This window comes from Paenibacillus hexagrammi (genome assembly GCF_021513275.1).
Classification (GTDB): domain Bacteria; phylum Bacillota; class Bacilli; order Paenibacillales; family NBRC-103111; genus Paenibacillus_E; species Paenibacillus_E hexagrammi.
Genome location: NZ_CP090978.1, coordinates 6,311,850 through 6,326,515 on the forward strand (window position 1 = coordinate 6,311,850; position 14,666 = coordinate 6,326,515).

The following is a 14,666-nucleotide window of genomic DNA, read 5'->3' on the forward strand; positions in this document are numbered from 1 at the left end:
GAACCAAAGCCAATCCGGATCCGTTTTCGATTCCGGGGCTGCTTTTGTACAAGCCGGGTGGGTGGTTCACTGCGTATAACGGTGGCAAGTGGTGAGGGGGAGCTAAGTATGTATGTAGGAAAGAGTTCAAAAAATAAAGGGAAAGAGCCTATGAATAGGGTTATAAAAAACGTTTCACGAAACGATACCCTGTTTCCTCAAAGCCCAACTGCTTATAAAAGTTGTGGGCTTCATCTTCCCGCTGAAAGCCGGAAACCAGCCATAGTCCCACACACTCATGCTCTACAGCCAGCTGTTCTGCATATTCCATCAGGATTCGCCCAATTCCCTTCCGCTTGGCTTCTTCGTCAACAACAATGACAGAAACCTCTCCGTACCGGGTCACCTCTTCGAGGTTCTCGCGGATTCGAAACCCGAGAGTTCCTTGAATGCATCCGTCCTCCACACAAACGAATAAGGAATCAAAAGGACTTGAACGGATAAAATGAAGCCTGTTTTCAATGTGTAGAGGCGCGATGACCTTGCCGGTCAATTGAGACATTAACTTGCTTATTTCCTTGGTGTCTTCTGATACAGCTTCGCGAATGACATAATCCATGAGCAGCCTTCTTTCTTTAACAATAAATAATAGAGCAAATGATAAATGTTGCCATAAACTGGAACATAAGTTCTATTATACAGTAAAACATCCTGAAAATGTAACTTTCTTCGCGAAATAAGAGGCTGTTCCCGAATGGATATGATAAGAGTCTGAGAGAGTGTCTACGGCAAAAAGAAATGAATATGGAGTTGGAAAAGGAGCTAAGCAGCAGGTATGTGCTTAGCTCCTTTTAGAATGCCTAGAATGTCCATCACCCGAGATTCTAGAGCGCCAGAACGCCAGAACGCCAGAGCCCCAGAGCCCTAAAATCCCAAAATCCCTAGACCCTGAAATTGGTGATTCTAGGGTAAAAATGCTCGCTGTGTAGCTTGAGGTACCTTTATAGCTTAAGCTTGATTGAGGATCGTATTCAGCGTCGAGCGATCGCTGAGCTGCACAAGCTTGACCAGCAGCTCTTTAGCTGCTGCGTAGTCATCTACATGCAGAATCGATCCCGATGTATGAATGTACCGGGCGCACACGCCGATGACTGCAGAGGGAATGCCGATTCCCTGCTGATGGACGACGCCGGCATCCGTGCCGCCGGCCGAAATGAAATACTGATACGGTATTTTATAGGTTTCCGCCGTATCCAATATGAATTCGACCATCCCGCGATGGGTAATCATCGTCGGGTCGAACACGCGCAGCAGCGCGCCTCGTCCGAGCTGGCCGAAAGCCTGCCGGTCGCCGGTGGCGTCTCCGGCTGCGCTCGCATCCAGCCCGTAGAACAAGTCGGGCTGGATCAGATGCGTCGCGGTGCGTGCGCCCCGCGCGCCGACTTCCTCCTGTACGGTGGCACCGGCGTACAGGACGTTTGGAAGCTTCACGCCGCTTGCGTGAAGCTCCTGGAGCAGCTCAATCGCGAGGCCGACGCCGTAGCGATTGTCCCAAGCCTTAGCCAATATCCGCTTCGGATTGGCTAAGGGTGTGAACGGGCAGACGGGTACGACCTGCTGCCCGACTCGAACGCCGATGGCCTCGGCATCGGCCCGGTTCTCTGCGCCGATGTCGATGAACATCGACTTGATGTCCATGGGCTTGCCGCGCGAAGCATCGTCAAGCAAGTGCACGGGCGTTGAGCCGATCACGCCGATGATCGGCCCTCGGTCCGTCATGATCTGCACACGCTGGGCGGGCAGAACTTGGCTAAACCAGCCGCCGAGGGGCTGGAATTTGACGGTGCCGTGCTCGGTGATGCCGTTCACGAGGAAGCCCACCTCATCCAGGTGACCGGCTACCATGATACGCGGGCCGTTCTCATCGCCTCGCTTGACACCGAAGATGCTGCCTAGCCCATCCATTACGATTTCTGACGTGTATTTCTCCATTTCACCGCGTACAAAGCTTCGAATTTCTCGTTCAAACCCAGGCGCCGCCTGCATCTCCGTGAGTGTGCGGAACAGTTCCAACGTATTCTCGTTCATATGGATAGCCCTCATTTCAATCCAGAGTTAAGGTAGTTGCACGGATTTATTTTAGCATAGTAGGGCTTATCCATGCGTACTGTCACCGGGGCATAGGTAAGGAGAAGTAGCTAGCAGGAACATAGTTAGAGTAGATCTAGAGCAGATCGATGGAAAATCAAGAGCATTCTGAGGACAAACAGAACAACAGAACAACAGAACATTCGCCTCTTTACAAAACTAATGTAGTTAGTTATTATACTACTATAATGAGTTTTAGCGGAGGTGTACGTTATGAAGATAACCAAGGATGGTAAGCTGATTCAAATTGCTTTTATGCCAAGAATTTTTCCTGTGAATTGCTATTTGGTAGAAGAGGAGAGGGAGCTAACTCTTATCGATGCGGCTCTTCCTTTTTCCGTAAAAGGGATTCTTAAGGCGGCTCGGCAAATCGGCAAACCGATTACCCGCATCGCACTTACGCATGCACACGGTGATCATGTAGGAGCTTTAGACGGATTAAAAGAAGCGCTGCCCGATGCGAAGGTCTACATCTCACAAAGGGACGCCAAGCTCCTGGCGGGAGATCGGTCGTTGAATGAGGGAGAACCGAACTTGCCTATAAGAGGGGATGTACCTAAATCCATCAAAACGAAGCCGGATGTCCAGCTGCAAAGCGGCGACAGCATTGGCTCGCTTCAAGCGGTAAACGCCTCTGGACATACACCGGGCTCAATGGCTTTTCTAGATTTGCGCACCCGGGCTCTGATCGCCGGCGATGCCTTTCAAGTCCGTGGGGGGATTGCTGTTTCAGGTGTAATGAAGCCTTGGTTTCCGTTTCCGGCAATGGCAACTTGGAACAAGGCAAGCTCTCTGGAAAGCGCGAGGAGACTGAAGGATTTACAACCAAGTTTACTAGCAGTCGGGCACGGGCGGATGGTGTCCAATCCGGTTGCTGCGATGGAGTCGGCATTGGAAGAAGCAACCCGAAAGATTATAGTAGTGTAATGAACGACAACAAGTTGGAAATGAGGATCGACTATGGCAAACAGACCAGGCCTAGATACAGATACCGTCTTGCGCGCGGCTATTGATATTGCCAATAACGGCGGCATTGAGCAAGTAAGCTTAGCTGCGTTGGCAGCCAAGCTTAACGTCAAAACACCTTCCTTATACAACCACATAAACGGCCTGCCTGCACTAAGAAAGCAGTTGTCTTTGCTTGGGATGATCCGGATACGGGAGCAAATGGTAGATGCAGTGTTAGGGAAATCAGGCAGCGGGGCTTTATTGGCAGCAGGCCTAGCTTATGTTCAATTTGCCAGGGATAATCCTGGACTCTATGATGCTTTTTCATCTACGCAGGATTTTACGGATCCTGAACTCCAGGAGGCTAGCAGTCAGACCGTCGGTCTTATTCTACGTATCCTTGAGGAATTTGCGTACGCTGAAGAAGAAGCGTTGCATATCGTGCGTGGCTTTCGCAGTCTCGTTCATGGATTCGCCTCCATTGAGCTGAAGAACGGCTTTCAAATTGGTCTGAACCGTGATACGAGTTTACACATGTTATTGACCACCTACCTGCGCGGGCTGGAAGCGGAGAGAAAGGTGCGTCGGGAAGAGCAGTAAAGACCTAGTAAGCTTAGTAAAAGCAGTAAAGAAGTAAAAGTGGTAAAATCAGTAAAGGTAGTAAAATCAGTAAAGGTAGTAAAATCAGTAAAGGTAGTAAAATTAGTAAAAGTAGTAAAAGCAGTAAAAGCAGTAAAAGTAGTAAAAAAGTGATAAAAACGGCTAAACAGGCGAAGTAGCAAAAGCATAGAGGACGGTATAGGGGAGATTTAACAGTAAAAAAACAGTAAACGGCAACATGGCCCTGGGAAGTAATGGATACAAGTATGCCTGGAAAGATGTATCATGTCGCAGCCCGACACTTGTTGTTGGCCGCTCAACCCCCTTAACTCGCCCTCCACTACTTGCTGCTCACAACTCGTTATCCGTTTTCCACATCCTCTTCCATAACGGCGTTTTGCTTGTCCAAGCAACCCTCCACATCGTGCCCGGAGTCGACAAAGCCCAGGTCGATGGCTCTCCACAGATACAAGGAAGCGTAGCTGCGGTAAGGTGACCACGACGCCCCTGCTTGTCCCAAGTAATTGCCGTCAGGCCGCTCATCGATCTGGTGCAGCCATCTTGCTGCACGCTGAAGACCGGCATCCCCTAACGATAGAACGTTCGGCCTTCCTAAATTGAAGATGAGAAACATCTCTGCGGTCCAGGTGCCCACGCCTTTGATGGTTGTTAACTCTTTGATCCATTCCGCATCGTTTTTAATATCTAGATCTGAGAAGTTTAACTCACCGGAGAGGCTCTTTTGGCTAAGGTCCTGAATATACCTTATTTTGGGACGGGATACTCCACAGCTTCGAAGTAACTCAGGGTCGGCGGCAAGGAGCTGCTCCGGTGTGAATTCCGGTATTAATTCCAGCACTCTTGCTTGGATCGTGGCAGCTGCCTTAGCTGATAATTGCTGGGAGAGGATGGACATGGCTAAAGATCGGAAGGGGTCATCTCCATAAGTGAGACTGAGCTCGCCGACAAGGCGAATGAGCATCCTCAGCTTGGGGTCAGCATTACATAACATTTCAATAGCCGGATGCTGGTAATTTAGGTGAATGGTTGTTTTTGACAAGGAATGTTCCCCTCTCATTTCCACGTATAGGATGTAGGTTGATCTTGATTTCAACTTTTTGCTGCATTCCGGGCTTTTATAAAAAAGCATACTGTATTTCTCACAAAAATCTTTTATGCTGTTACGTATTGTATCTAAAAAGATTGAAAGCCGCAAAGGGTTAAGAGCGCAGGCAGCCGTTCTGCTTCAGCGTATTGCTGAAAGCGCGAGAATTACAAATAGGAAGGGGGTCCTCCGGCAGCTGCTGGAGGATCTTCTTGTTTGAAAGGCAACTTTACACTTGCACCTGACGTAACGTCATGTTTTATACTGTAGTTACCGGTACATAGATGCGCATCGAAAAGGAAGATGATTATGAAGCGGCTTTGGAAGGTAGGTGACCTTGCTAGGCTTACGGGACTTACCATACGAACCTTAAGGTTCTACGACCAAATCGGTCTGTTCTCGCCGTCGGCGCATTCCGATTCGGGGCACAGACTTTATAATGAAGCCGACCTATCGAGATTACAGCAGATTTTATCGCTGAAAGAGCTCGGATTATCTCTAGAGGAGATCAAGTCCGTTGTAAGTGGCGGGAGCTTCAGTCCGCTGGAGATTGTATCCCTGCAAATCGAGCGTCTGTCGGATACGATTCGCATGCAGCAAAGACTGCTGGACCAACTGCAAAATGTAGCTCACCTCATGCAGATGAAACAGCCCGTGACATTCGGGGAGTTTACGAAAGTATTAGAATTGATGAAAAAGAGTTCCGGGAAAGTCATCCTCGAACGCCAAATGAATTGGGAGCACCGCCTGGATCTGCTGGGCGATCTCCTTGACAAGGAATCCAATGAATCCAATCAAGGGAGCTGAGTAGCTTGAACGAAAGATCCACCGTACATAACACGTTTGTCGTCGAACGCGTATATAGCGTCTCACCTGCAAAGGTTTTTGAATACTGGGCCGATTCCGGCCTGAAACAGAAATGGTTTACGAAAGCAGATGAGTTCGATTTTCGCACCGGTGGCGGAGAGCGCAGCCAAGGCGGGCCTCCCGGAGGTCCGGTATTCACTTTTGATGCTCAGTATCATGAGATTGTGCCGAACGAGCGAATCCTATACACCTATACGCTCGACATGGGGGAGACGCGTATTTCGGTTTCCGCAACGACTGTAGAGTTCAAGCCGGAAGGCGGCGGTACCAAGCTGATTTTCACCGAGCAAGGTGTCTATTTGGATGGTCACGATACACCCGCTATGCGAGAGCACGGCACCAAGGAGATGCTGGACAAGCTGGTTGAGCTATTGGAGAAGGAATAATCCATCCCATATTTGCAGAGGAGGAGCTTACATGGCAGAGAATCGTGACGTAAACATGGAAGCCAGTCAAGTGGAAATTTGTGAAATTGTAAATACGCGGGTGATAGATGCATCTCCTGCTCTCGTCTATAAAGCTTGGACACAACCTGAGCATTTGGCACAGTGGTGGGGGCCGAGCGGGTTTACGAATACCTTTCACGTGTTTGATTTGCGTCCCGGGGGGCTATGGGAATTCGTGATGCATGGGCCTGGCGGAACGGATTACCCCAACAAAAGCGAATTCGTCGAAATCGGGCCTGAACGGATCGTCCTGCGGCATCTTTGCGCCCCTTATTTTCAACTTACGGCAACCCTCGAGGACCTTGGCGGTAGGACGAGACTAACTTGGCGCCAGCTTTTTGAAGACGCTACAGAATTTAATGCGATGAAAGCAATCTGCACCCCAGCTAACGAACAAAATTTGGACCGGCTCGAAGCACATTTGCAGAGGATGTCTATGTGAAGTTCGTCAGCGATCGAATGTTCATTTAAAAGCTAGGGCAATCCTACAAGGTGAATCAGGATGTTATAAGCAGAAAAAACCAGACAGCTCCATGGACGGAGAATGTCTGGTTTTTCGTCTTACGTCAAGCATTAGAATCCGTTACGTCCGCTGCTCCACCGGAATCCAGTTGCGGACACCGTTATCCTCGATGATGCCCAGCGTGACGTCTGTAATGTCAGGATCGAGCAGGAGTTTATCGCGGATTTTGAACTTGATGTCGTCCGCTACAGCAAGGGATAACCCAGGCTTCAGCTCGATCAAGCCTTCCACGTGGTAATAGCGGCCTTCCTGCAGCACGCGCAGTTGATAAATATCGGTGACGCTGCCATCGGACAAAATCAGCTTGGCCACCTTGTCTTCCACATCGGGAGGCGCAGCAACACCGATCAGTCCGACCATATTGTCGTAGCCGACACGGAACGCGACACCAACCATTAGCAGACCGATCATGATGGTTACGACGCCGTCCAATACGGCGAAGCTGGTCAAGGAAGTAACGACGACCCCGATCAGCGCCAAAAGCGCACCGGAGGTGGCGACCAAATCTTCATAGAACACCAGGCGTGTAGGAGGCGCAGCTCGATTGACATTGCGGAATGCGGCGGTCACAATTCCCAGACCCTTTGCTTCTACTCGGGATTCGTGAACGACCTCCTTCATTGCTTTAATCAGCACAAAGCCATCGACTGAGATGGAAAGAAGCAGCACAAGCAGGTTCAGGATAAAGCCGGTCGAATGGACGGGGTGAAGGATCAAGTGATAGCCTTCTTTTACTGTTTCATAGGCCATAATCGTTACGACAATCACAGCGACCATACAAAATATGTTAATCACGCGGCCGAAACCCGTTGGGAATCGACGAGTGGGTTGTTTCTCGGACAGTACACTACCTACAAAGACGAATGCTTGATTAACGGCATCCGCCACAGAGTGCATCGTTGAAGCGAACATAGCGCCGTTGCCCGTCATGGCGGCTGCAATGCCTTTGATAATGGCGACGAGCGTGTTGCCTATAGCGGCTGACGCTGAAGAGGTATTACCTTTCTTGATCAAACTCCAAAATTCATTTCGTTCCGGTTCAGAATCCATGGTAATGGGTGAGCCTCCTAATTCATAATTAAAATGGGTATATCGATTTTTACGTAGAAGGGAATGTAAAGTTTCATACGGGTATTCAGGCTCGTACAATAGGATTTGACAAAGTATGCCATATTCCAGCATGGTGCGCAAGTCGGTGGGGTGAAATTTGCAGGAATACATGGGGGAAGCTGCTTCAGGACTTGCAAAATGCTCCGCATACCTACTCTCCGGAATGTTGTGAACGCGCTTTTATTGTAATAAAATAAAAAGCATACATGGCTAAACGAGGGAGCAGAAGATGATGAAAGCGGATACGCGGCCGGTTCTGATGAGGAACGTGGGCATCTTTGCACACGTGGATGCGGGGAAGACGACAACGACAGAGCATATCTTGTACCGGAGCGGGCGCATCCGTTCGCTTGGAAGTGTAGACAGCGGTACTGCACAAACCGATTGGCTGGATGTGGAGCGGGAACGCGGGATTTCGATACGCAGCGCAACGACGTCATTTCTTTGGAAAAATACCTATATCAACTTGGTAGACACGCCGGGTCACGTGGATTTTTTATCGGAGGTGGAACGCTCTTTGCGGGTGATGGATGGCGCCATCTTGATCATCTCCGCCGTAGAGGGCGTACAATCGCAGACCGAGATGATTTGGCATGCGCTGCAAACACTTCGGATTCCAACGATTTTCTATATCAATAAAATGGACCGCATCGGCGCAGATGCGGAGCGGGTGCTTGGGGAGATCCACAAGCAGCTAACCCCGCTCGCGGTGCCGGTCACCGCACCGCTGGGGCAATCGGACACGTTCCGCGGGTCCGTGTGCATTTGGGCCGGCGGCGAGGCTGCCGATGCCGCCGGGGTACGGGGCTTCGACGCGGCGTCCGCCGTCGAGAAGCTGTCTGAGCTCGATGAGCGCATGCTCGAGCGCTATATTGAAGGCTCGCCGATCGAAGCCGGCGAGGTGAAGGAAGCCCTGCGGCGATACGCGCGGCAGGGGCAAGCCTTTCCTTTGCTGACGGGCGCGTCCAGCAAAGGGCTTGGGATCGAGGAGCTGATGCAGGCGATCCTCGATTATTTGCCCGAGCCGGGGGGCTGCGCGGAGCAGCCGCTCTCGGCGGTGGTGTTCAAGGTCGAGCGAGACAAGACCATGGGCCGTATGGCATACGTCCGCCTCTACGAGGGGACGATCCGTAACCGGGACACCGTGCTGAACGCCACGCAGGGCGTGGAAGAGAAGGTGACCCAGATTCGCAAGATCGACGGCCGCAGAGCCGAAGATATCGGAGTTGTCATGGCCGGGGACATCGCGGCGGTGTGCGGCCTTTCGCAGGTGCGGATCGGCGACGTGCTGGGCCGTCCGGATGCCGTACCGGCATTGCCGCGCCTGGCGGTGCCGCTGCTCACCGTGCAGGTGCACGCCGAAAGCGAGCAGCAGTACCCGGCATTGGTCGCTGCGCTGCAGGAGCTGACGGATGAGGACCCGCTGCTGGATTTGCAGTGGCTGCAGGATGAGCGGGAGCTGCACGTGAAGGTGATGGGCGCGATCCAGCTGGAGATCCTGACGAGCCTTCTGCAGTCCCGCTTTGGACTGAAGGCTGCGTTCGGCCAGCCGTCCGTGATTTATAAGGAAACGCCTTCCCGAACAGGTGAAGGCTTCATTGCTTATACGATGCCCAAGCCATGCTGGGCGATCCTGCGGTTTCACATCGAGCCCGGCGAGCGAGGCAGCGGGCTTGTGTATCAATCGACGGTACGCGGTGAGCAGCTGCTCGCGCAGTACCAGAATGAGGTGGAGCGCCGCGTGCCCGAGGCGCTTCAGCAGGGGCTGCTCGGCTGGGAGGTCACCGACCTCAAGGTGACGCTGGTCGAAGGCGAGCATCATGTTTGGCATACGCATCCGCTTGATTTTGCCGTTGCGACCCCTATGGGGATTATGCAGGGACTGGCGCAGACCGGGACGACACTGCTCGAGCCGATGCTGCAAGTCCGGATTACCGTTCCTGAGGAATACGGCGGCAAAGTGCTGAGCGACCTCGTTCAAATGCGCGCCGAATTCGAGCCGCCAAGCGTGGCGGGCGGACGGTTCTCAGTGGAGGGCAAGCTGCCGGCAGCCACCTCTCTGGATTATCCAGTTAAGCTCAGCGCTATGTCAAGCGGGCGTGGGGTCATTACTTCCTCGTTCGCGGGGTACCAAGACTGTCCTCCTGATGTCCATGCGGAGCGCAAGCGGCGGGGTGTCAACCCGCTGGATCAGTCCAAATACATTTTGGCCGTGCGCAAGGCATTGTCTTCGTCCTGATAACGTCACGGTTACGTGAGCTTGAGTTTGGATATTGGCGCAACTTCTGTGTGTTTGGCCGGAATAGCACTACCTCAGGCCATGCTCGACAATAGAAGGATAGGAACCTATCCGCTTCGCACAAGGGACCCATACGGAACTGCTCATCTGAAAGTGACGCAACCGCTAGGGGTCTTTTTGCTATCCATTCAGGTTATGATGGAAGGAGGGGGATTCTTTTTCGACAAAGCGGAAAAAAACATGGAATCAAAGAATGGAATTGTAAGCGTATTCATAATGTTTTACAATAGGAAGAAAAGAAGGGGAATTTCCCGTGAACATAAAAGCGATTTTCATAAAAAGCAATCCGCTCATGGCGAACGTTTGAGGTGATGGCAGCATGACATTTCAAGAGCAATCCGTTGTTCCGGCAGTTCGTAAAATCAAGGATTTAGAAAAGCTGCTAAGCACCCCCTATACCTATATCGTCCTGCTCGACAGCCACATTGCAAGGATTAAACAGATCGTTGATCTGGGGAAGGCGAACGGCAAGCACCTGCTGCTCCATGCGGATTTAATCGAGGGCTTGAAGAATGATGAATACGCGGCTGAATTCTTATGTCAAAATATTCGCCCTGCGGGTCTCATCTCAACGCGGGCAGGTGTGGTGACAAAGACGAAGCAGAACGGTTTAATTGCCATCCAACGGCTCTTTTTGCTTGACAGCAGTGCCTTAGAAAAGAGCTATACGCTGCTGGAGCGAACACAGCCTGATTATATTGAGGTTCTGCCCGGTGTCATTCCTCCTATTATTACAGAGGTGAAGGATCAAACCGGCATTCCCATTCTGGCAGGGGGACTCATTCGAACCCCGGAAGATGTGGAGCGCGCTCTTGATGCGGGAGCCTCTGCCGTAACGACATCCAATGCTCAATTATGGGACCGTTTTATTTCGGAAAAAAGGTGAATTCTAAAAGCTATTTATACCTGAAGATGGAGGCTGCAGGCGTGAAACCTACATACATTTTGTCTCTCGACCAGGGGACGACAAGTTCAAGAGCGATCCTGTTTAACAAGCAAGGTGATATTGTTCATACCGCTCAGCAGGAATTCCGTCAGCATTTTCCCCAGCCGGGCTGGGTGGAGCATGATGCTAATGACATATGGCTATCTGTTCTTGGGGTTATCGCTACCGTGCTAGCGGAATCAGGGGTCGAACCGGAGCAAATTGCTGGCATTGGGATTACGAATCAGCGGGAAACGACGGTGGTATGGGACCGTCATACGGGTATGCCGGTCTATCGGGCTATTGTATGGCAGTCCCGCCAAACTGCGGATATATGTGAAGATTTAAAGGCGCAAGGTCTCGAAGCGATGATTAAGGAGCGAACAGGGCTACTAATTGACGCGTATTTTTCCGGGACCAAAATCAAATGGATTCTGGATCATGTCGAAGGAGCTAGGGAGAAGGCCGAGCGGGGAGACCTGCTGTTCGGCACGATTGATACCTGGATTCTCTGGCGGCTGACCGGGGGAGAGCAGCATGTGACGGATTATTCCAACGCTTCCCGGACCATGCTCTATAACATTCGCGAGCTCAAGTGGGATGAAGAATTGCTTGCTGTGCTGGATATCCCTATCCAGATGCTTCCTGACGTGAGGTCCTCGTCGGAAATCTATGGTTATACGGAAGAAAGTCATTTCTTTGGCGCTTCAATCCCGATTGCCGGTATTGCTGGAGATCAGCAGGCGGCTTTGTTTGGGCAGGCGTGCTTTGACCCAGGGATGGCGAAGAACACGTACGGCACGGGCTGCTTCATGCTGATGCATACAGGCAGTCAGTTGATTCCTTCGCCAAGCGGACTGCTCACGACGATTGCTTGGGGGATTAACGGACGTGTGGAGTACGCGCTGGAGGGGAGTATATTTGTAGCGGGCTCCGCCATCCAATGGCTGCGCGACGGACTGCAATTGATTCACAGCGCGCAAGACACGGAAGCATATGCGACCCGAGTAACGTCTTCAGATGGGGTCTACGTGGTGCCTGCATTCGTCGGGCTGGGTACCCCTTATTGGGACAGTGAGGTTCGCGGAGCCGTTTTTGGCTTGACGCGAGGCACGTCTAAGGAGCATTTTATTAGGGCTACGCTCGAGTCCCTTGCATATCAAACCAAGGATGTGCTGCGAGCCATGGAACATGACTCGGGTATTGCGCTAACGAAGCTGCGGGTGGATGGTGGCGCGGTAGGTAACAGCTTCCTGATGCAGTTCCAGAGCGATATGCTGGGGGTGACGGTGGAGAGGCCGCGCATTCGGGAAACAACGGCGCTGGGAGCCGCCTACTTGGCCGGGCTCGCTGTTGGGTACTGGCAAGACCAAGCGGAGATTGCCGCTCAGTGGCAGGTGGATCGCGCTTTTGATCAGGAGATGGCATCTAAGGAGCAGGAGAAGTTATACAGCGGCTGGCAGAAAGCAGTAAAAGCTGCCATGGCTTTTAAATAAGACAGAGTCATGGTATAGTTAGATCAAGTTAATAAACGGTTGGAGATCAGGAGAAACCACAGCAGCTTGTACGTTGATACGTATGGGTTTGTTGTGGTTTTTTGCTGTTTGCCGGAGAGGAGAGATGGGTGTGGAGAAGAACGGTGCTTTTCAGTTTTCAGGTACGGATAGAGGGGCGGTCTTACAAGCAATGGCCGAGCAGCCTCTGGATTTAATTGTCATTGGAGGAGGAATCACAGGGGCGGGAATCGTTCTTGATGCGCAAAGCCGGGGACTGCGTACAGCGCTTGTGGATATGCAGGATTTCGCAGCGGGGACATCGAGCCGTTCGACCAAGCTGGTTCATGGCGGTCTGCGTTATCTGAAGCAGCTGGATGTCAAGGTTGTCGCCGAGGTGGGCAAGGAACGTGCTATTGTTTATGAAAATGGGCCGCATGTCACGACGCCCGAATGGATGCTGCTGCCGATTTATGAAGGCGGTACGTTTGGCAAATGGAGCACTTCCTTAGGTCTTAGGGTGTATGACTACCTGGCCGGCGTCAAAAGGAGCGAGCGACGCCGGATGCTGAGTGCGCCCGATGCCTTGCATCAGGAGCCGCTTCTGAAGCGAAATGGGCTAAAAGGCGGGGGTCATTATGTGGAATACCGTACCGATGATGCCCGTCTAACGATAGAAGTGATGAAGAAGGCGGTGGAGCTTGGGGCGCTCGCGGTCAATTATGCCAAGGTTGAGGAGCTGTTGACGGAGCAAGGCAAGCTGGTCGGGGTTAGGGTTGTGGATCAATTGAGTGCGGCCTGTGGAGCAGGTGGCGACGCTTCGAACGGTTCCAATTCGGAGCAGCCTCCATCCTATTCTATGTATGCGACGAAAATCATTAACGCAGCCGGGCCGTGGGTAGACTCGCTTCGGGAGATGGACGGATCCAAGCGGGGCAAAACGCTGCACTTGACCAAGGGGTGCATCTGGTCTTCGACCAGGCGCGCTTTCCGCTGCGTCAGGCTGTGTATTTTGATACGCCGGACGGACGGATGGTGTTTGCCATCCCGCGGGATGGCAAAACCTACGTCGGCACGACGGATACGAACTACAGCGGGGATACGGCTCATCCCCGCATGACGGAATCCGATCGCCGGTATTTGCTGGAGGCGATCGGGTACATGTTTCCGTCCCTCGGTTTGATGGCGTCTGACGTCGAATCGAGCTGGACCGGGCTGCGTCCTCTGATCCATCAAGAGGGCAAGGATCCTTCGGAGATTTCGCGCCGTGACGAAATCTTTGTTTCTGAGTCCGGCCTCATTTCGATGGCCGGCGGCAAGCTGACCGGCTACCGCAAGATGGCGGAGACGGTCGTGGATCTCGTCGCCGCGCAGCTGGCGGCGGAAGGGCTGCTCACGGCGCCTGTGCCGCCGAGCCGTACCCGCACGCTGCCGATTTCCGGCGGCGATGTGGGCGGTTCGGCGCGGCTGGCGCCGTATGTTGAAGCAGCGGTCCGCCAAGGCGTAGGCCTGGGGCTGACCGAAGGCGAGGCCGCGCTGCTCGCGCGCCGGTACGGCTCCAATGTGGGAGCCGTGTACGAGCTGCTGGAGCAGCAACGGGCTGAGGCGGCGCAGCGGGGCTTGCCCGCCGCTGTGCTCGCTGCGCTCGCGTACGCGATGGAGCGCGAGATGGCGGTGACACCGGCGGACTTCTTTGTCCGCCGGACGGGCGCCCTCTTCTTCGACATCGCGTGGGTACACCAGTGGAAGGCGGGGGTGACCGCCTTCATGGCGGAGCGCTTCGGCTGGAGCGAAGCGCAGAGAGCCTCCCACGCCGCTGAGCTGGAGCGGCTGCTGCTTGATGCCGTTCAGCCGCTTGCGGACTGAGCGCGGCTGGTCATAAAAAACAATCCTGTCTCCGGTTATTACGCAGAGACAGGATTGTTTTTTTATTTGGAATAGATCTTAATAGGGATTAAGCAATCATTAGTCTCATAGGAAACGCCATCTACTAAGAATTTAAACCCGTACACGTAATAGGCAACATAGGATTGCGCAACGTCATTAGGAATTGCTTCTAAAGGTGCCTTTACATACATGTTTTGATCAATTGTTACGATTTCGAATGGAGGTTTTCCAAACGGGGTGCTTACTCCAACATCTGCAAAGTACACTGTGCTGCTGATTAAAGGGGGCTGCTTAGCCCCTGGTATGTACTGGCTAGGCTTCATAGATATTAGTAAG

At 52.4% G+C, this 14,666-nt stretch carries 12 protein-coding genes and 1 pseudogene; 9 read left to right on the forward strand and 4 right to left on the reverse strand.

The genetic code is table 11. The annotated features are described in order from the left end of the window. Positions 1-160: 160 nt before the first annotated feature. Positions 161-598 carry a GNAT family N-acetyltransferase gene (locus L0M14_RS28980; RefSeq protein WP_235119857.1) on the reverse strand — a complete coding sequence of 146 codons (438 nt, stop codon included), beginning with the start codon at positions 596-598 and terminating at the stop codon, positions 161-163. Between the two features lie 389 nt (positions 599-987). After that, positions 988-2,067, reverse strand: coding sequence for a M42 family metallopeptidase (locus tag L0M14_RS28985; protein ID WP_235119858.1), 1,080 nt, complete (start codon positions 2,065-2,067; stop codon positions 988-990). Between the two features lie 273 nt (positions 2,068-2,340). Here L0M14_RS28985 and L0M14_RS28990 point away from each other — a divergent pair, with 273 nt between their 5' ends. Both L0M14_RS28990 and L0M14_RS28995 read left to right on the forward strand, forming a co-directional pair. Continuing rightward, positions 2,341-3,054, forward strand: a complete 714-nt coding sequence (locus L0M14_RS28990; protein ID WP_235119859.1) for an MBL fold metallo-hydrolase — start codon at positions 2,341-2,343, stop codon at positions 3,052-3,054. Between the two features lie 33 nt (positions 3,055-3,087). Continuing rightward, positions 3,088-3,675 carry a TetR/AcrR family transcriptional regulator gene (locus tag L0M14_RS28995; protein ID WP_235119860.1) on the forward strand — a complete coding sequence of 196 codons (588 nt, stop codon included), beginning with the start codon at positions 3,088-3,090 and terminating at the stop codon, positions 3,673-3,675. Between the two features lie 361 nt (positions 3,676-4,036). On the opposite strand, the gene L0M14_RS29000 is transcribed toward L0M14_RS28995, so the two are convergent. Continuing rightward, positions 4,037-4,735 carry a DNA-3-methyladenine glycosylase family protein gene (locus L0M14_RS29000; protein WP_235119861.1) on the reverse strand — a complete coding sequence of 233 codons (699 nt, stop codon included), beginning with the start codon at positions 4,733-4,735 and terminating at the stop codon, positions 4,037-4,039. A 354-nt stretch (positions 4,736-5,089) separates the two neighbouring features. Here L0M14_RS29000 and L0M14_RS29005 point away from each other — a divergent pair, with 354 nt between their 5' ends. From L0M14_RS29005 to L0M14_RS29015, 3 genes are read left to right on the forward strand one after another with little or no spacing between them, the layout of a single operon-like run. Beyond that, positions 5,090-5,587, forward strand: a complete 498-nt coding sequence (locus L0M14_RS29005; RefSeq protein WP_235119862.1) for a MerR family transcriptional regulator — start codon at positions 5,090-5,092, stop codon at positions 5,585-5,587. 5 nt (positions 5,588-5,592) lie between these two features. Then, positions 5,593-6,033 carry an SRPBCC family protein gene (locus tag L0M14_RS29010; protein WP_235119863.1) on the forward strand — a complete coding sequence of 147 codons (441 nt, stop codon included), beginning with the start codon at positions 5,593-5,595 and terminating at the stop codon, positions 6,031-6,033. A 31-nt stretch (positions 6,034-6,064) separates the two neighbouring features. Beyond that, on the forward strand, positions 6,065-6,535 hold the full coding sequence (locus L0M14_RS29015; RefSeq protein WP_235119864.1) for an SRPBCC family protein: 471 nt from the start codon (positions 6,065-6,067) through the stop codon (positions 6,533-6,535). A 141-nt stretch (positions 6,536-6,676) separates the two neighbouring features. Here L0M14_RS29015 and L0M14_RS29020 read toward each other — a convergent pair whose 3' ends face one another. Beyond that, positions 6,677-7,666, reverse strand: a complete 990-nt coding sequence (locus tag L0M14_RS29020) for a cation diffusion facilitator family transporter (protein ID WP_235119866.1) — start codon at positions 7,664-7,666, stop codon at positions 6,677-6,679. Positions 7,667-7,955: 289 nt separating this feature from the next. Here L0M14_RS29020 and L0M14_RS29025 point away from each other — a divergent pair, with 289 nt between their 5' ends. From L0M14_RS29025 to L0M14_RS29040, 4 genes and pseudogenes are all read left to right on the forward strand, one after another. Further along, positions 7,956-9,965 carry a GTP-binding protein gene (locus L0M14_RS29025; RefSeq protein WP_235119867.1) on the forward strand — a complete coding sequence of 670 codons (2,010 nt, stop codon included), beginning with the start codon at positions 7,956-7,958 and terminating at the stop codon, positions 9,963-9,965. A gap of 379 nt (positions 9,966-10,344) precedes the next feature. After that, on the forward strand, positions 10,345-10,911 hold the full coding sequence (locus L0M14_RS29030; RefSeq protein ID WP_235119868.1) for a glycerol-3-phosphate responsive antiterminator: 567 nt from the start codon (positions 10,345-10,347) through the stop codon (positions 10,909-10,911). A 26-nt stretch (positions 10,912-10,937) separates the two neighbouring features. Next, positions 10,938-12,446, forward strand: coding sequence for a glycerol kinase GlpK (gene glpK, locus L0M14_RS29035; protein WP_405031161.1), 1,509 nt, complete (start codon positions 10,938-10,940; stop codon positions 12,444-12,446). 124 nt (positions 12,447-12,570) lie between these two features. After that, positions 12,571-14,309 (forward strand): annotated as a pseudogene (locus L0M14_RS29040) (glycerol-3-phosphate dehydrogenase/oxidase). The last annotated feature ends 357 nt before the right edge of the window (positions 14,310-14,666 follow it).

Bases quoted from the DNA above. Each gene is read 5' to 3' on its own strand.
- L0M14_RS28990 (WP_235119859.1), top strand. From the start codon at position 2,341: ATGAAGATAACCAAGGATGGTAAGCTGATTCAAATTGCTTTTATGCCA.
- glpK (WP_405031161.1), top strand. From the start codon at position 10,938: ATGGAGGCTGCAGGCGTGAAACCTACATACATTTTGTCTCTCGACCAG.
- L0M14_RS29025 (WP_235119867.1), top strand. From the start codon at position 7,956: ATGATGAAAGCGGATACGCGGCCGGTTCTGATGAGGAACGTGGGCATC.
- L0M14_RS28985 (WP_235119858.1), bottom strand. From the start codon at position 2,067: ATGAACGAGAATACGTTGGAACTGTTCCGCACACTCACGGAGATGCAG.
- L0M14_RS29005 (WP_235119862.1), top strand. From the start codon at position 5,090: ATGAAGCGGCTTTGGAAGGTAGGTGACCTTGCTAGGCTTACGGGACTT.
- L0M14_RS28995 (WP_235119860.1), top strand. From the start codon at position 3,088: ATGGCAAACAGACCAGGCCTAGATACAGATACCGTCTTGCGCGCGGCT.
- L0M14_RS29030 (WP_235119868.1), top strand. From the start codon at position 10,345: ATGACATTTCAAGAGCAATCCGTTGTTCCGGCAGTTCGTAAAATCAAG.
- L0M14_RS28980 (WP_235119857.1), bottom strand. From the start codon at position 598: ATGGATTATGTCATTCGCGAAGCTGTATCAGAAGACACCAAGGAAATA.
- L0M14_RS29020 (WP_235119866.1), bottom strand. From the start codon at position 7,666: ATGGATTCTGAACCGGAACGAAATGAATTTTGGAGTTTGATCAAGAAA.
- L0M14_RS29015 (WP_235119864.1), top strand. From the start codon at position 6,065: ATGGCAGAGAATCGTGACGTAAACATGGAAGCCAGTCAAGTGGAAATT.